Consider the following 17,529-nt stretch of genomic DNA (forward strand, 5'->3'; position numbering starts at 1 on the left):
CGTTGACTGTTCAGCTAACGGTTGTTCGAGGGTTAGTCGATTGCCTTGTCGTTCGGCGCCTTGTACAGCGCCTTGATATCGTCGCTTTCCGGGAAGGCCAGGTTGAGGCCCTTCGGCGGGATCGGCGATTCGAACCACTTCTTGTAGATCTTGTCCGCTTCGCCCGACGTTTCGACCTTGGCGATCGCGTCGTCGACGACCTTCTTGAACTCCGGATCGTTCTTGCGCAGCATGCAGCCGTAAGCTTCATGCGATTGCGGCGCGCCGACGATGATGAAATCGTTCGGCGTGTTCGACTTGGCGCGCTCGCCGGCGAGCAGTGCGTCGTCCATCATGAACGCGGCAGCGCGGCCCGTGGACAGCGTCAGGAACGACTCGCCGTGGTCCTTCGCGCTGATGATGTTCATGCCCATGTTCTTGTCCTGGTTCATCTTGCGAAGCAGGCGCTCGGACGTGGTGCCAGCCGTCGTGACGACGGTCTTGCCCTTCAGGTCCGCCCAGTCCTTGACGCCGGAATCTTTCTTCGTCATCAGGCGCGTGCCGATCACGAAAATCGTGTTCGAGAACGCGACCTGTTGCTGACGTTCAGCATTGTTCGTGGTCGAGCCGCATTCGAGGTCGACGGTGCCGTTCTGCACCAGCGGAATACGGTTTTGCGACGTGATCGGCGTCAGCTTGACCTTCAGGTCCGGCATGTTCAGCTTCTGCTTGACGGCATCCACGACCTTCAGCGCGAATTCCTGCGAGTAGCCGACCACGTTCTGCTTGTCGTCGTAGTACGAAAACGGAATCGACGATTCGCGGTGGCCCAGCGAAATAACGCCCGTGTCCTTGATCTTCTTCAGCGTGCCGGCGTCCTGCGCTTGCGCGCCTACCGTGAACAATCCCAGAGTCGCGAGAAGCAGCGCAGCTTTTTTAACCTTCATTTGTGATCTCCTTGGCAAGAACCGGCGCCAGTGTATCTCAGTAATTATTCTGAAAGTATGGTTGTTAACCATGTTCCGCGCGCAGTGTTGCATAAAGCCACCAATTTGCGCGGTGCGGCGCCAGTATTGGCTTACAGCGCCTTCACCGGAGCGATGCAAACGTGATCGGATGCGTCGTTTTTGCCGGTTCGGGTGCAACTTCAACTGCACAAAAGCGGACGGCACCCGAAGATGCCGTCCGCCCGGTATTCTGCGCGAGTCCGTCGATTCGCGCTCGCGAAGCGTTGTTGCGTGGCGCCCGCCTGCCGGCCGGGCGCCAGGTCCGTCATGTCTGCGGCCGTGTATTGCCCGACGGCCGCGCTGTATCAGGGATACAGACCGCGCATTTCGCGCGCCTGAAGGATGCGTTTGCAAGCAACGATGAACGCCGCCGTGCGCACCGACACCTTCTGCTCGCTCGCCACCTGCCACACGGCCGCGAACGCTTCGCGCATCACGCGTTCGAGGCGCTCGTTGATCTCGTCTTCCGTCCAGAAGAAGCTCGAGAAATCCTGCACCCACTCGAAGTACGACACCGTCACCCCGCCCGCATTCGCGACGACGTCGGGGATCACGAGGATGCCCTTGTCGTGCAGGATGTCGTCGGCGGCCGTTGTGGTCGGACCGTTCGCGCCTTCTACCACGATCTTCGTACGAATTTTGCCCGCGTTCTTCTCGGTGATCTGGTTTTCCAGCGCAGCCGGGATCAGGATGTCCGATTCGACCGTCCAGAAGTCTTCGTTCGCGATCGTGTCGGCTTCGGCGTAACCGCCGACGCCGCCGTGCTTCGCGACGTGCTCGAGCAGCGCAACGGCGTCGATGCCCGATGCCTTGTACAGCGTGCCCGTGTGATCCTGCACGGCGACGACCTTCGCGCCTGCTTCCTGATACAGACGCGCCGCGATGCCGCCGACGTTGCCGAAGCCCTGCACGGCGATGCGCGCGCCTTCGATATCCATGCCGATGCGGCGCGCCGCTTCGCAACCGACGACGAACACGCCGCGGCCTGTCGCTTCACGACGGCCGAGGGAGCCGCCGAGCGTGATCGGCTTGCCCGTCACGACGCCCGTGGCCGTTTGGCCCTGGTTCATCGAGTACGTGTCCATCATCCACGCCATGATCTGCTCATTGGTGTTCACGTCCGGCGCGGGGATGTCGGTGTTCGGTCCGATGATGATGCCGATTTCGCTGGTGTAGCGGCGCGTCATGCGCTCCAGTTCACCACGCGAGAGCTTGCGCGGATCGACGCGGATACCGCCCTTCGCACCGCCGTACGGCACGTTCACGGCCGCGTTCTTCACCGACATCCATGCCGACAGCGCCATCACTTCCGACAACGTCACGTCCTGGTGATAACGCACGCCGCCCTTGCCCGGACCGCGCGACACGTTGTGCTGCACGCGATAGCCTTCGAAGTGCGCGACGGTGCCGTTATCGAGTTCGATGGGCACGTCGACGACGAGAATGCGCTTCGGCCGCTTGAGCGTTTCCAGCCAGCGCGACAACGGGCCGAGATACGGCGCGACGCGATCGACCTGACGGAGGTAGTTGCCCCAGGGGCCGAGATCGTCGGCATGAAGGTAGGACGGGATGGACTGCAGATTTGCCGCGGTAGACATGAACGCTCCAGCGTTTTTATCGGGTGACGCCATTGTCGAAAAAAAGCGCTGAAGGGGTCCAATGCCGTTTGGTCATCCCATTATGTTTTTCTTGCATAACGCTGGGGAAAGCGCAAATGCGTGTCGCAAAGCCGTTATTTGCGCGTCCTGCAATGCACTCTTGTTTGCCGGCGACTACTTCGACGCTTGCGCGAGTTCCGTACTCACGACGTCCCACAACGCGCGCACGAGTTGCTGGCGCGCGTCGTCGGTCTGCGCGGCGAGTTTGTCGCGGTAGAGGCGGATTTCCATCGTCAGGGTGAGCTGACCTTGCGCGACGCCGCGCGACGCGCGGTCGAGCCGGATCAGACGGCCATCGGCGACGGCGTCTTCGACGGCGCTGTGCGGCAGGAACGCGACGCCGTGTCCGGCGAGCGCCATCGCCTTCAGTCCTTCGGCCATGTCCGTTTCATACACGCGATCGAGGTAGAGGCGGCCGGGCGCCGTCGCAAAGATCACCTCTGTCATGCGCCCCAGATAGGCATTCGGCGTGTACGAGAGATAGGGTGTTGGCGCGTCCGACGTGCCGGGCAACGTGTAGCGCGGTCGGCCGCCCTTGCCGGGCGCGGAAAACGGGCTGATCGCTTCGATGCCGAGCGTCAGCATGTCGTAGCGCGCGGGATCGAGCGCGACCGGGTGGCTCGGATGGTGATAGCCCATCACCAGATCGCAGCCGCCTTCGACCAGCGACAACACCGCGTCGTGCACGTTCAGCGCGCGCAGCCGCGTATGGATCGGGCCGAGCTGCGCCTCGATGCGCTGCAGCCAGCGCGGGAAGTACGTGAGCGACAGCGTATGCGGCACCGCGAATTCGATCGTCGCGGCGGGCGTCGCCGTATGGCCGCGCAACAGCGTGCGCGCCTCGTGGAACTGCGACAGCATCGCGAGCGCCTGCTCGTAGAAGACCTGGCCCGCTGCCGTGAGGCGCGTCGGGTAAACCGAACGGTCGATCAATTCCGTGCCGAGCCACGCTTCGAGCGCCTGGATGCGCCGCGAAAACGCGGGCTGCGTGACGTGCCGCAATTCCGCCGAGCGGCTGAAACTGCGCGTTTCCGCCAGCGACACGAAGTCTTCGAGCCATTTCAGTTCCATACGGACCAGCGCTCCACCAGTAACGGAAAGCCTGCATTCTAGCGGCGCCGGGCCGTGCGCCGGGGCTGATGTCCTAAAGTGGTAAAATTCGCGGTTCTCCCCGCTTGTATCTGTCACCGACTCTTCACGGTTTCTGCCCCTCCCATCATGTCCGACACCCGCCCCGACACTCTCTTCGCGCTGACCGCCCTGTCCCCGCTCGACGGCCGTTACGCATCGAAAACCGAAGCCCTGCGCGACTGGCTTTCGGAAGCCGCGTTCATGCGCCATCGCGTGAAGGTGGAAATTCACTGGCTGATCGCGTTGTCGCACGCCGGTTTCGCGGAAGTGCCGCGCTTCTCGGAAGCGTCGGAGCAATTCCTGCTGCAACTCGTCGAACGCTTCACCGCGCATGACGCCGCGCGCATCAAGGACATCGAGCGCGTGACGAATCACGACGTGAAGGCTGTCGAGTACTGGCTGAAGGAATCGGTGAAGGGTCAGCCGGAACTGGAACGCGCGAGCGAGTTCATCCACTTCGCGTGCACGTCGGAAGACATCAACAACACGTCGCACGGCCTGATGCTCGCCGGCGCGCGCGAACACGTGATCCTGCCGGCGCTGCGCGCCGTGCATCAACGCCTCGTCGCGCTGGCGCATGCGCAGGCCGATCAGCCGATGCTCTCGCGCACGCACGGCCAGCCCGCCAGCCCGACCACGCTCGGCAAGGAAATGGCGAACGTTGCCGCGCGTCTGTCGCGTGCGATCGACCGGATCGCGAAGGTCGAACTGCTCGGCAAGATGAACGGCGCGGTCGGCAACTTCAATGCGCATCTGTCCGCGTATCCGGAGTTCGACTGGGAAGCGTTTTCGAAGGAAGTCGTCGAACAGCGTCTGAACCTGACGTTCAACCCGTACACGATCCAGATCGAGCCGCACGATTACATGGCTGAACTGTTCGATGCCGTCGCGCGCGCGAACACGATCTTGCTCGACCTCGACCGCGATGTGTGGGGTTATATCTCGCTTGGCTATTTCAAGCAGCGGACGAAGGCGGGTGAAATCGGCTCGTCGACGATGCCGCACAAGGTCAATCCGATCGATTTCGAAAACTCGGAAGGGAACCTCGGGCTGGCGAATGCCACGCTGCGGCATCTGGCAGATAAGCTGCCGGTTTCGCGTTGGCAGCGGGATCTGACCGATTCGACGGTGTTGCGCAATATTGGTGTTGCGTTTGGGTATGCGTTGCTGGCTTATGACGCGCTTAATCGTGGCTTGGATAAGCTTGAGGTGAATCCGCAGCGGCTGAACGATGATCTCGATGCGACCTGGGAAGTGCTGGCTGAGCCTGTGCAGACTGTTATGCGTCGGTATGGTATCGAGAATCCGTATGAGCAGTTGAAGGAGTTGACGCGGGGGAAGGGCATCACGCGGGATGCGTTGCAGACTTTTATTAATGGTCTTGCCATTCCCGCCGATGCTAAGGAGCGTCTGCTTGCCATGACGCCTGGGTCTTATGTCGGTAAGGCTGCTGAGTTGGCCAAGCGGATCAAGTAACGGTTTATTGCCTGCGGCGGCGTTTGGTTTTGCTGTTCGCAGGCTTTCAATTTGGTTTGCTTTGCTTTGCGCTTGCGCTTGCGCTTGCGCTGGCATCCGCGATTCGTTAGCGTGCTTCACGCGTCGCCCCTGTGCGGGGCGGCACCTACTTTTCTTTGCCGCCGCAAAGAAAAGTAGGCAAAAGAAAGCGGCTCACACCGCCAACATTTCTTCTTGCCTGAGGGCCCCCAAAGGTTCTTACGCTTCACACGGCAACCGCGTGGCCCGTGCTCGTTGCCAGCGCTCTGAATGAGCGCCTCACCCGCTTCACACACCCGTGTTTGAGCATGCCGCGCCAGACAGTCCGCCGCCGCCAAGGTGGCAAACTGTGTGTCGGCCCTCGGTGCTCCACACGCTTCACTCCAGACCGATAGCGCACGCGTCCCACGCGGTACGAGCGCCACGCTATACGACGCGACAACCTACACACAGTTTGCCACCTGGGCGGCACATACCATTCGCTGCCGCTGGCTCATGTACGGGTGTTTGAAGTGGGTGAGGCGCTCATTCAGCGCGTTGGCAACGCACACGAACCAGGGCGTTGCCGTGTGAAGGATGGGGACGTTGGGGGCCCGTGGACAAGAACAAGGGCTGGCGGTGTGAGCCGCTTTCTTTTGCCTACTTTTCTTTGCGGCGGCAAAGAAAAGTAGGTGCCGCCCCGCACAGGGGCGACGCGTGAAGCGAGGTAACGCATCGCGGATGCCAGCGAAAACACGAGCAAACCAGAACCAAAACCTGCGCCACGCCCTCCCCACCACCACAAACAAAAACGGCCCGGGCAGCGAATCCAACCACCGCCACCGGGCCATCAATCAACCGCTACTCCAAACCCTACCTGGCGCGCAACTTACTGAGCGTCTCCTCAACAATCTGCTCGGGCGTCAGTTCAATACTCACAGTAATAGCCTCATCATCCCCGGGCTCTTCCAGCGTATCGAGCTGGCTCTGCAGCAACGAAGGATCAAAGAAATGCCCAGTACGCGTCTGCAAACGCTCCTGCAGCACTTCCCGCGAGCCCTTGAGATAGACAAAGCAAACATCCTTATCGCCCGCGCGCAAAACATCGCGATAAGAACGCTTCAGCGAAGAACAAGTAAAAACCGCATCCTCATGCGCCGCCTGCTTCTCCTCGATCGCCGCGCGAATCGTCCTGAGCCACGGCCAGCGATCTTCATCCGTCAGCGGAATGCCGTTGTGCATCTTCTCCTTGTTGGCAGCGCTATGAAACGCGTCGCCATCCGTGAAGCTGCACTTCAGCCGCTCCGCCAGCATTTCGCCAATACGGGTCTTGCCGGCGCCCGACACGCCCATCGCGATCAAAATCATCTGAAACTCCTTACAGGACCGCCGCCAACGCGAAGGTCAAACCCAAGCCCATCAGCGAAATGATGGTTTCGCAGAGCGACCACGTCTTGAACGTCTGCCCCACCGTCATTCCGAAATACTCCTTGATCAGCCAAAAACCGCCGTCGTTGACGTGCGAGAAAATCAGCGAGCCCGAACCCGTCGCAAGCACCAGCAGTTCCGGCTTCACCTGCACGCCGCTCGCCTGCGCGATCGGCGCGACGATGCCGCACGCCGTCGTCATCGCAACCGTCGCCGAACCCGTCGCGAGACGGATCAGCGCGGCGACGAACCAGCCAAGCAGCAACGGCGACAAATGCGCAGACGTCGCCGTTTCGACAATCTGCTTCGAGATGCCGCTATCCATCAGCACGCGACCAAAACCACCGCCCGCGCCGACGATCAGCGTAATGCCCGCGATCGGCGCAAGACATTCGCCGCAGAACTTCTGGATCTGCTCGCGGTTGAAGCCGCGGCTCGCGCCAAACGTCCAGAAGCTGACGAGGACGGCAATCAGCAGCGCAACGTCAGACGTGCCGATGAACTTCAGCAGATCGTTCGGCGTCGTCTTCGGCGCAAACACGAGATCGGCCCAACTGCCGATCAGCATCAGGATCACCGGCAGAAGAATCGTGAACAGCGTGATACCAAAACCCGGCAGCTCGCGCGAGCCCGTCTGATGTTCGGTATCGACGAACTGCGCGGCGAGCGGATTGTTTTCCGCAAGCTTGATATGACGGTGGATCAGCAGCGCGAACAACGGACCAGCGACAATCGCCGTCGGCACGCCGACGAGCAGCCCGTACGCGATCGTACGGCCGATGTCCGCGTGATACGCCTGCACCGCGAGCAGCGCAGCCGGGTGCGGCGGAATCAGGCCGTGCACGACGGACAGACCCGCGACCATCGGCAGGCCGATCAGCAGCAGCGATTTGCCCGTGCGCTTCGCGACGTTGAACGCGATGGGAATCAGCAGCACGAAGCCGACTTCGAAGAACACAGGCAAGCCGACGATGATCGCAACGAACATCATCGCCCAGTGAATGTTCTTTTCACCGAACCAGTTGATTAGCGTGGTGGCGATGCGCTCGGCACCGCCCGATTCGGCCATCATCTTGCCGAGCATCGTGCCGAGACCAACGACGATCGCGATGTGACCCAGCGTGTTGCCGTTGCCCGTTTCGAACGACTTCACGATCGTGCCCGCCGGCATGCCGACGGCAAGACCCAGCAGCAACGACACGATGATGAGGACGAGGAACGGATACACCTTGAAGCGCGTGATCATCAGGATCAGCACCGCAATGGCGATCACGGCGTAGATCAGCAGCATGCTGCCGTGGACAGCTTCCATGAAGCTCCTCCTTTGCTTTGTTGGTTTGAATTGCAAAGTGCTGCTGCACCTCGCCCGCTTCCGGATGCAGAAAGTGCCTTCTGAGCGAGCACTTTCGCGGACGCTGAATTTTACTGTTTGTTGACGTCGGTGGCGCGTGGAATAAACCCGCGCAAAATCAAAAAAAACCTCGCCGCTGCAGCCCGTCAGGGGCTGAAGCGGCGAGGCTCGTTACAGCAGCCAGTTACACGCTTGTTCAAAACACTATGCTGCGCATCAGTGTGCAGGTGCTGCCAGTTCGCTCGCAGCGCGCGCGAGACGCGTGACTTCGTCCCAGTTCTGCGCAGCGAGCGCCGCCTTCGGCGTCAGCCACGAACCGCCCACGCACACTACGTTCGGCAGCGCGAGGAAGTTCGGCGCGGTTTCCGCCGTGATGCCGCCCGTCGGGCAGAACTTCAACGTCGGGAACGGGCCGTGGAAGGCTTGCAGCATCGGTACGCCGCCCGCCTGTTGCGCCGGGAAGAACTTGACGATTTCATAGCCGAGTTCAAGTGCGACGATGATGTCGCTCGGCGTCATGACGCCGGGCAAAAGCGGCAAACCGGCGTCCTGAGCGGCCTTGTGCATGTCTTTCGTGAGTCCCGGCGACACGCCGAACTGCGCGCCCGCCTTTTTCGCCTGCGCGCAATGTTCGGGCCTCGTGATCGTGCCGACGCCAACGACGATGTCTTCGGCAAGCTGGCTCGCGCGCTCGATCGCCCCGATGCCAGCGGGCGTGCGCAGCGTGATTTCCAGCACCTTCACGCCGCCTGCGTGCAGCGCGCGCGAAACGTGTTCGCCCTGTTCGACGGTATCGAATGCGAGGACCGGGATCACGGGACCCAGGCGCACGATTTCGCTGACTGTTTTCGACGTCATCTTCAGACTCCTTTTCGCTTTATTTCTGCATTGCGTGGCTGGCTTCGCTCGCCACGGCGTTTGCCGTTCCAGTTGCGTGCGGCGCTTCGCCGACGAGCGGCCCGAACACCGACGCGCCCAGCTCAGCCGGCGCCGCCGCCGCACGGAACACACCGAACAGCTCACGGCCAAAGCCCACTTCGTTTTCCGCCTGATGCTGCGACACGGCAATCGGACGTGCGGCCCATTCTGCGTCGTCGATTTCGATGTCGAGCACGCCCGCTTCGGCGTCGATCACGAGCGTGTCGCCCGTTCGCACCTTGCCGAGCGGCCCTTGCAGCAGCGCTTCGGGCGATACGTGAATCACGGCGGGCACCTTGCCCGATGCACCCGACATGCGGCCGTCCGTGACGAGTGCGACATGGAAACCCTGATCCTGCAACACGCCGAGCAGCGGCGTCAAACGATGCAGCTCGGGCATGCCGTTTGCCCGCGCGCCCTGGAAGCGCACGACAGCGATGAAGTCGCGCTTCAGCTCGCCGTTATCGAAGGCTTCCTGCACGGCTTCCTGCGAATCGAACACGATGGCGGGCGCCTTCACTGTCCGATGCTGCTTCGCAACGGCCGAAATCTTGATCACACCGCGGCCGAGCTTGCCTTGCATCAGACGCAAGCCGCCGTCCGGCTGGAACGGATCGCCGATGGCACGCAGCACAGCCGTGTCGTGGCTTTCAGCGGCGGCCGGCACCCACGTCAGCTTGCCGTCGAGCAGTTTCGGCTCTTCCGCGTAGCGCGAAAGGCCTTTGCCGACGACCGTGTTCACGTCGTCATGCAGCAGGCCGCCTTCGAGCAGATTGCGGATCAGAAACGCCATGCCGCCCGCCGCGTGGAAGTGGTTCACGTCGGCCTTGCCGTTCGGATAGACCTTCGCGAGCAGCGGCACCGTTGCCGACAGCGTGTCGAAGTCGTCCCAGTCGATGATGATGCCCGCCGCGCGCGCAATCGCGACGAGGTGCAGCGTGTGATTGGTCGAGCCGCCCGTCGCGAGCAAACCGACGATGCCGTTGATGATCGCCTTCTCGTCGATCACGTGACCGATCGGCATGTAGTGGCCGCGATCCACCGTCAGGTCGAGCACGCGTCGCGCGGCCTGCGCGGTCAGCGCGTCGCGCAGCGGCGTATGCGGATGGACGAACGCCGAGCCCGGCAGATGCAGGCCCATGATTTCCATCAGCATCTGATTGCTGTTGGCCGTGCCGTAGAACGTGCAGGTGCCGTGGCTGTGATACGCGGCGGCCTCGGATTCGAGCAGCTCGTTGCGGCCGCATTTGCCCGTCGCGAATTCCTGGCGCACTTTGGCCTTGTCGTCGTTCGAAAGGCCGCTCGTCATCGGGCCGGCAGGCACGAAGATGGTCGGCAGATGGCCGAATTGCAGCGCACCGATCAACAGGCCCGGCACGATCTTGTCGCACACGCCGAGGCACAGTGCCGCGTCGAACATGTTGTGCGTGAGTGCAACCGCTGTGCTCATCGCGATCACTTCGCGCGAGAACAGCGACAGCTCCATGCCCGCGTTGCCTTGCGTGATGCCGTCGCACATCGCCGGGACGCCGCCCGCGAATTGCGCGACGCCGCCGTTTTCACGCGCGGCGGCCTTGATGATGTCGGGGAAATCCTTGTACGGCGCATGCGCCGAGAGCATCTCGTTGTACGACGAGACGATGCCGATGTTCGGCTGCCGGATCTGCTTGATGACGAGCTTGTCGTTGCCCTCCATGCCGGCGAAGCCGTGCGCGAGGTTCGCGCAGGACAACGCGCCGCGCGCCGGGAATTTACCCTGCGCCTGGTCGATGCGTGACAGGTACGCGTGGCGCGTCGGCTTGCTGCGCTCGATCACGCGCTTCGTGACTTTCATCAGTTGCGAATGCGGGGAAACCATCGATGCTCCTTCGTCGCTGGCCTGCGCGCCTTGGCTTGAGCGCTGTACGCCAGATTGGTATCGCGGGAAACGGCCTGGAAAGCCGACAACCGGGATATTAGTAGAAAAACTACACGCACACAATGTGGCAGTTGCTGAATCGGCGTTTGCGGTAAATCCGCCTCTAACCTTTATGCATTGGCGCTTTCAGGGATATCCACCAACACATAAGGGTAATTACCTACGGCGTTCTTGTAGTTTTTGTACTTGGTTCATCTATCAGCTATAGTCCACGCATTCTTCAGCATAGTGCGAGATTCCCGATGATGCTGTCCCAGGTGGAAGCGATGCGCGACCAGATGCGCCCTTCCGAGCGCAAGCTCGCCGACTACGTGATCGAAGCGCCGCGCGAAGTACTCGACCTGTCGATGACCGAGGTCGCGGCGCGCGCGGGCGTGAGCCAGCCGACCATCGCGCGCTTCTGTCACGCGCTCGGCTTCTCCGGCTTCCGCGAGTTCAAGATCCGCCTTGCGCAAGGGATAGCAACGGAAGTGCCCGCCGTGTATCGCGACGTGCGCCCCGACGAGCCGACACCCGGCGTAGCGGCGAAGGTGCTCGACCGGACCATCGGCGCGTTGATCCAGGTGCGCAACAATCTGTCGACCGACAGCGTCGCGGCGGCGATCGAACTGCTCGCGCACGCAAAGCGCATCGAGTTCTACGGCGCGGGCGGCTCGGGCATTGCCGCGCTCGACATGCAGCACAAATTCTTCCGGCTCGGCATGCCGAGCGTCGCGTACTCGGACCCACATACGTTTCTGATGTCGGCGGCGTTGCTGGGCGAAGGCGATGTCGTCGTCGCGATCTCGAATACGGGCCGCACGCGCGACATCATCGACGCGGCGAAATCCGCGCTCGCCGCGGGCGCGAAGGTGATTGCCTTGACACATGGAAATTCGCCGCTTGCGCGGCTCGCGTCGATCGGGCTGTTTGCGAACGTAGACGAAGACACCGACATCTTTTCTCCGATGACGTCGCGCACGTCGCACCTCGCGATCGGTGACATTCTGGCTGTCGGCGTGGCGTTGCAGCGCGGGCCGGAGCTGGCGGAAAAACTGGCTGGTGCGAAGGATCTGATTGCGAGGCGGCGGATCGGGCCGCAGGAGTAGACCGGCGGCGTTGATGGGAGCATGCAGCGCTGCTGCATTGATGATCCCGCTATCGCGATCCAGCAGCCACGGCATGCATGCAACAGCCGAAACGCGACGAACGCGAAGCGGACGTACAAATGCAAAACGGGCTCCTGAAGGAGCCCGTTTCGTTTTGAAGCGTACTGCTGGTGAAGACTGCGCTCAGGCGGCCGTTACTGCACCGCCCTTGCACTTACTTCCCGATTACCACTGGTACGAAGCGCCGACACCGACCGTCGTGCCCTGGCCGCTGATACCGGCACCGAGCTTGACCTTGATGTTCTGCGTGATGCGTGCCGAAGCACCCAGCGCAGTGGCCTGATAGCCGTGGTACGAACCGGCACCGACACCGACCGCGATCGTCTTGCCCTGATCGACGTCGGGGATCATCGTCAGCGCCGTCCCCGTGTTGATGTTGTTCACGGTGTTCGACAGGCTGCTCAGGTTGTTCGAAATGTTGTTGACCTTCGCATCTTCCGACATCAGCTGGCTCACGTTCACCGCGTCCGTCGCTGTGCGGCCCGCTGCCACGTTCGTGATGCGGCGCTCTGCGCCTGCCGCGCCCACCGACACTTCACCCGCTGCCGTCGCCGCCGAGATCGCCGTGCCGCCAACTGGCTGGAACCCCCCTAAAAACAGCGTCCCCGAGTTCGCCACCGAGTTCGCGCCCAGTGCTACCGAGTTCGCCGTTGCTGCGCTCGCCGCACCACCGATCGCCACCGAGTCAGTGCCCGCTGCTACCGAGTCCGCCAGCATCGAGTTCGCGTGGAAGTACTTGATGCCACCACCCGTCCCCGTGTTGATGTTGTTCACGGTGTTCGACAGGCTGCTCAGGTTGATCGAAATGTTGTTGACCTTCGCATCTTCCGACATCAGCTGGCTCACGTTCACCGCGTCCGTCGCTGTGAGGCCCGCTGCCACGTTCGTGATGCGGCGCTCTGCGCCTGCCGCGCCCACCGACACTTCACCCGCTGCCGTCGCCGCCGAGATCGCCGTGCCGCCAACTGGCTGGAACCCCCCTAAAAACAGCGTCCCCGACTTCGCTACAGACCCTGCACCCAGCGCAACCGAATTCGAGGTAACCGCACTTGATCCGTAACCTAACGCCGAAGACGAGGCGCCAGTCGCGTTCGCAGCAGCGCCCACTGCCGCAGAAAAGTCACCCGACGCAACCGAACTGACACCAAGCGCGGCACCGAAATAAGCGACCTGAGAGTCCGATCCGACAGCCGTTCCCCATGTGACAGTGCTTTTTGCGTGCGCGCCGATGAGCGTATTGTCGTTTCCGCCGGCGGAGGCGCCGAAGCCGAAAACGGTATCGTTAATTCCAGTCGCCTGTGCCAGGGTGCCGACCGCTGTAGAACGTTGATTCGACGCGGTAGCGAGGTATCCGATTGCGACGGACGCGGTGTTACTACCAAGGTACCCACCACTGCCATCGGTCCCACTGCTCGCATATGAGCCATTGCCGATTGCGACACTTTGGGAAGCCCCTACAACCGTACCTCCATCAAGCGCTCCCGCGTGCGCACTCATTGATGTGACGGCGCCCGTTCCAGCGGCAACGATGGCTGCCGCGAGCGCTTTCGTCGAACGACTCTTTTTCCCACGGCTCTTCGCGACTTCCGGTGCCGCGACGTAGGTACCGGTGCTTTCATTCCATACTGTTTTGTATGACTTATTCACAATCTCGCCTATTCAAATTGCAATGACATTGTTCAGCGTTGCGCTATCGCTTTAATGAAGTCAGTTCGACGTCAGCGAGCAGCGAAAATGAGGAGGCCAAATGCTGAATTTCTCCGACCATCTCAATAAAAGTTGCAGCAATGTCGAAAATATAGAGATCGCGAAATTGGCATTGAATAGGACACTTCCTAAACGACGCGAGCCACACGGTAAATGCCCGAGACTAAATCAGGCTCTCTCAAGAGAAACCCCGGTCTGCAAGATGAATGGTCGGTAAAAGACGTATCTGCGGCACGTCCGCAGACTGCTTCCGAGATCGAGCCGGGATAGCCGGCTGAAGAAGGCGGAAAATCAGATTAATTAAGACTTGTCCTATTTTTTAATTTTCTTGAATAGAGTCTTTCAATTCTTCGATTAAAGCCGTCGACTCCGGAATATGGGGAAATGCGCGCAATCATCGGAATAAGGTCGATCCACTCCGCATTGCACGCGATATTTTCGACCGCAGCGGGATTTCCAGCGACGCAGCGTGCGGACTCAAATGGGTAAGCAACGCGTTCAAACGTTAGAGAATTGACGAACCACTTCGATTTAGACTGAATGCCTTATCAAGTCATGCATGCGGCGGCTCCCCCGAACATGCCCCTCTTGAAGCGACGAGGCGCGTTTGCGCCTCTTTGTTATGCACATCCGCCGTCGACACATTGCGTCAGTGCAGAGCCAACTGCCCTCCCGCGTGGGGATCGCGTCGGCCCACGCTCGCAGGCGACAGTCGAAAGGACGCTTTTCTCGCGGAAAAGCGGACGGTGAGACGCGAATGAAAAAGGGCGATTTGTCGATGTCGACAAATCGCCCTTACGTTGAAAAGCATCAAGCCCGCACTACCCAACTGCTTTAATCCATCTCAGAACGGCTTCAGCAACACCAACGCCACAGCCGTCAGCATCCCCAGCACGAGGAGTTCGTTGAACATCCGAAACCACTTTTGCGAGCGCCTTTCTCACCGCGCTCAACCGTCCGCAGCAGCACGCCGCAGTACGCGTGGTAAATGACCAGCAGCGCGACCACGCCGGACTTCGCGCGAATCCAGCCGTGCCCACTGCCAATGCCGACGTAAAGCCACAGCCACAACCCGCACGTCAGCGCCGCAATGACCGTTATGAAGCGAAACAGCTTGCGCGCCATGATCAGCAGACGCTTCACCGCGTTCGGCACGATCTCCATCGCGAGATCACGTAGATTCGCGCCAGACAAAAAAGCCCCGCGAACCACGCAGCCACCAGAACGATGTGAAACGTCTTCATTCGCAACATCGGCATCAATCCTTCTCGACCACTTGCACCGCTTCCTGCGGCAAGCCAGTTTTTTCGAGCCGTTCGCCAATCAGCCTGGTCAGCGCCGAGTTGCATTCGAGCGCTTCCGACCGATCCGCCACGCAAAAACGTCGCATTACCGGATTTAAGGCACAGCGCCGCGGACCGGTCGACGTGCCCTCGCGGCAGAAGCGCTCTTTTGATGTCGCGCTCAGATGCGAACCACCTGTGCTTTCACTGCATGCAAAAGCTCAAGGCTCCGTTTTATAAAGGCAACGGGGTCCGAAAAGGCCGTACGGTGTTGCCCTTGTCAAACTAAGGGCTCGCGTACGTCGGTTGAGTTCCGCGGATAGTACGTCTGAATGCAATCGCCGTTTGGGCCAGCCAACTATGTATTCACAAACAGCAGTACAGCGCAAACCAATCAGACGTCGGTAGGGACGCTCTCAGGATTGACAGCGATACCGCTACAGATTCGATACATTCAGACAGACCAGACGCTCGATCCCGGTGCGGTAAAGGGCGCGGCAACGTTCAGCATGAACTACAACTGACAACGGTTCGACTTCGCATGAATACGCACGGCGTAATGCTTGCGTCAGAAAGGCTTGATCACGACGAGCGCCACCGCCGCCAGCATCCCCAGCACGGGAAGTTCATTGAACATCCGATACCACTTGTGCGAGCGCCTGTTCTCACCGCGCTCGAACGTCCGCAGCAGCACGCCGCAGTATGCGTGATAGATGATCAGCAGCACCACCACGCCGACCTTCGCGTGAATCCAGCCCTGTCCACTGCCAATGCCGACGTAAAGCCACAGCCACAGCCCGCACGCCAGCGCCGGCACCGCAATGAAAGTCATGAAGCGAAACAGTTTGCGCGCCATGATCAGCAGACGCTTCACCGCGTTCGGATCGGTCTCCATCGCGAGATTCACGTAGATTCGCGGCAGATAAAAAAGCCCCGCGAACCATGAAGCCACCAGAACGATGTGAAACGTCTTGATCCACAACATCGGCATCAATCCTTGTATTTGTTTCGGTGTTCGAAATTATTGACGGCCTTCGCCGTGCCCCAGCACGACGTACTTCATCGACGTCAACCCTTCCAGCCCGACCGGCCCGCGGGCATGCAACTTGTCGTTCGAGATGCCGATCTCCGCGCCGAGACCAAACTCGAAACCGTCGGCAAAGCGCGTCGATGCGTTGACCATCACGCTCGCCGAATCCACTTCGCGCAGGAAGCGCATCGCGCGGTCGTGGTCTTCGGTGACGATCGCGTCCGTGTGGTGCGAGCCGTATTCGTTGATGTGCTCGATCGCTTCGTCGACGCCATCCACGAGCTTGATCGCCAGCACGGGCGCGAGATATTCGGTGCGCCAGTCTTCTTCCGTTGCATCGACGAGCGGAGCGACACCCGCCGCTTCCAGCACCTTGCGCGCCGCGGGATCGACGCGCAGTTCCACGTCCTTGCCGCGATACAGCTTGCCGAGCGCCGGCAGCACTTCCGCCGCGATGCCGCGCGCGACCAGCAGCGTTTCCATCGTGTTGCACGTGCCGTAGCGATGCGTCTTCGCGTTGTCGCACACGGTCAGTGCCTTCGCGATGTCCGCGCGATCGTCGACATACACGTGACAAATGCCATCGAGGTGCTTGATCATCGGCACGCGCGCTTCTTCCATCAGGCGCGCGATCAGGCTCTTGCCGCCGCGCGGCACGATCACGTCGACGTATTGGGTCATCGTGATGAGTTTGCCGACTGCCGCGCGATCGGACGTCGCGACGACCTGCACCGCGTCCTGCGGCAAGCCCGCTTTTTCGAGCCCTTCGCCGATCAGCTTCGCCAGCGCCGTGTTGCATTCGAGCGCTTCCGAGCCGCCGCGCAGAATGGTCGCGTTGCCGGACTTGAGACACAGCGCCGCCGCATCAATGGTCACATTCGGCCGCGACTCGTAGATGATGCCGATCACGCCCAACGGCACGCGCATCTGACCAACCTGAATGCCGCTCGGCCGATACTTCAGGCCGCTGATCTCGCCGATCGGATCGGGCAGCGTGGCCACCTGCCGCAAGCCCTCGACCATCGTCTTCAGCGCCTTGTCCGACAGCGTCAGGCGATCGATGAACGCGGCATCGTGACCTTTGTCGCGGGCGCGCGCCAGATCGCGTGCGTTGGCTGCCTTCAGCGCATCCGTTTCGCGTTCGATCGCAACCGCGACGGCTTCGAGCGCGGCGTTCTTCGCCGCCGTCGACGCCCGCGCCATCGCACGCGATGCGTGACGCGCGCGGCGGCCGAGGTCGGTCATGTATTGGTCGATATCCATGATGATTCCCGTTGTGCCGGTCTCCGCCTCAGTTTCCTCTGAAGCGCGGCTAACAATTTCTGTAAGCGGAACGATCCGCCGATTGTATGACGTGTGACCGTTGTCTGCTCGGGCGAGCGGCGCCGTGTCACGGGCTGGGGAAGGGCTGCCGCGCGGCTTATATGATGGATCTGCGGCTTCGCTGTGTCTGACTGAATACGGCAGGCGCTACAGCGATCAGATCCGTCAGGCGTGC

Annotated in this window: 11 protein-coding genes and 4 pseudogenes; 2 read left to right on the forward strand and 13 right to left on the reverse strand. The window is 61.2% G+C overall.

Annotation, left to right across the window (positions count from 1 at the left end; genetic code table 11):
• Positions 1-32: 32 nt before the first annotated feature.
• The 3 genes from C2L66_RS13575 to C2L66_RS13585 form a co-directional block, all read right to left on the reverse strand.
• Positions 33-926 carry a glutamate/aspartate ABC transporter substrate-binding protein gene (locus C2L66_RS13575; protein WP_054928964.1) on the reverse strand — a complete coding sequence of 298 codons (894 nt, stop codon included), beginning with the start codon at positions 924-926 and terminating at the stop codon, positions 33-35.
• A 365-nt stretch (positions 927-1,291) separates the two neighbouring features.
• Entirely contained in the window at positions 1,292-2,584 is a 1,293-nt protein-coding gene (locus C2L66_RS13580) for a Glu/Leu/Phe/Val family dehydrogenase (protein WP_098021578.1), read from the reverse strand.
• A 174-nt stretch (positions 2,585-2,758) separates the two neighbouring features.
• The gene (locus C2L66_RS13585) at positions 2,759-3,715 is read right to left on the reverse strand and encodes a LysR family transcriptional regulator (RefSeq protein ID WP_054928966.1); all 957 of its coding nucleotides are present in this window, start codon (positions 3,713-3,715) and stop codon (positions 2,759-2,761) included.
• A gap of 147 nt (positions 3,716-3,862) precedes the next feature.
• On the opposite strand from C2L66_RS13585, the gene purB reads away from it, so the two are divergent.
• Entirely contained in the window at positions 3,863-5,251 is a 1,389-nt protein-coding gene (gene purB / locus C2L66_RS13590) for an adenylosuccinate lyase (RefSeq protein WP_060599684.1), read from the forward strand.
• Positions 5,252-6,121: 870 nt separating this feature from the next.
• Here purB and C2L66_RS13595 read toward each other — a convergent pair.
• The 4 genes from C2L66_RS13595 to edd all read right to left on the reverse strand — a co-directional run bounded on the left by C2L66_RS13595 (position 6,122) and on the right by edd (position 10,803).
• On the reverse strand, positions 6,122-6,616 hold the full coding sequence (locus C2L66_RS13595) for a gluconokinase (RefSeq protein ID WP_054928972.1): 495 nt from the start codon (positions 6,614-6,616) through the stop codon (positions 6,122-6,124).
• Positions 6,617-6,626: 10 nt separating this feature from the next.
• The gene (locus tag C2L66_RS13600; RefSeq protein WP_060599683.1) at positions 6,627-7,988 is read right to left on the reverse strand and encodes a GntP family permease; all 1,362 of its coding nucleotides are present in this window, start codon (positions 7,986-7,988) and stop codon (positions 6,627-6,629) included.
• A 255-nt stretch (positions 7,989-8,243) separates the two neighbouring features.
• Entirely contained in the window at positions 8,244-8,885 is a 642-nt protein-coding gene (gene eda / locus C2L66_RS13605; RefSeq protein ID WP_054928974.1) for a bifunctional 4-hydroxy-2-oxoglutarate aldolase/2-dehydro-3-deoxy-phosphogluconate aldolase, read from the reverse strand.
• Positions 8,886-8,904: 19 nt separating this feature from the next.
• Complete coding sequence (gene edd, locus C2L66_RS13610; protein ID WP_054928975.1) at positions 8,905-10,803, reverse strand: phosphogluconate dehydratase; 1,899 nt, start codon at positions 10,801-10,803, stop codon at positions 8,905-8,907.
• A 302-nt stretch (positions 10,804-11,105) separates the two neighbouring features.
• On the opposite strand from edd, the gene C2L66_RS13615 reads away from it, so the two are divergent.
• Positions 11,106-11,951: a MurR/RpiR family transcriptional regulator gene (locus C2L66_RS13615; RefSeq protein ID WP_054928976.1), complete on the forward strand. Its 846-nt coding sequence runs from the start codon at positions 11,106-11,108 to the stop codon at positions 11,949-11,951.
• A gap of 225 nt (positions 11,952-12,176) precedes the next feature.
• Here the strand turns inward: C2L66_RS13615 and C2L66_RS41630 are convergent.
• The 6 genes and pseudogenes from C2L66_RS41630 to C2L66_RS13640 all read right to left on the reverse strand — a co-directional run.
• Positions 12,177-13,112: pseudogene (locus tag C2L66_RS41630) on the reverse strand (YadA family autotransporter adhesin); the annotation flags it as partial.
• Positions 13,113-13,346: 234 nt separating this feature from the next.
• Positions 13,347-13,658 (reverse strand): annotated as a pseudogene (locus C2L66_RS42505) (ESPR domain-containing protein); the annotation flags it as partial.
• A 904-nt stretch (positions 13,659-14,562) separates the two neighbouring features.
• A pseudogene (locus C2L66_RS13625) lies at positions 14,563-14,977 on the reverse strand (CopD family protein).
• An 8-nt stretch (positions 14,978-14,985) separates the two neighbouring features.
• Positions 14,986-15,136 (reverse strand): annotated as a pseudogene (locus C2L66_RS41640) (gamma-glutamyl-phosphate reductase); the annotation flags it as partial.
• Between the two features lie 433 nt (positions 15,137-15,569).
• Positions 15,570-15,992 carry a CopD family protein gene (locus C2L66_RS13635; RefSeq protein WP_098021509.1) on the reverse strand — a complete coding sequence of 141 codons (423 nt, stop codon included), beginning with the start codon at positions 15,990-15,992 and terminating at the stop codon, positions 15,570-15,572.
• A gap of 30 nt (positions 15,993-16,022) precedes the next feature.
• Positions 16,023-17,294 carry a glutamate-5-semialdehyde dehydrogenase gene (locus tag C2L66_RS13640; protein ID WP_060599681.1) on the reverse strand — a complete coding sequence of 424 codons (1,272 nt, stop codon included), beginning with the start codon at positions 17,292-17,294 and terminating at the stop codon, positions 16,023-16,025.
• Positions 17,295-17,529: the final 235 nt, after the last annotated feature.

Origin of the sequence: Paraburkholderia caribensis (assembly GCF_002902945.1) — a bacterium.
Lineage (GTDB): Bacteria > Pseudomonadota > Gammaproteobacteria > Burkholderiales > Burkholderiaceae > Paraburkholderia > Paraburkholderia caribensis.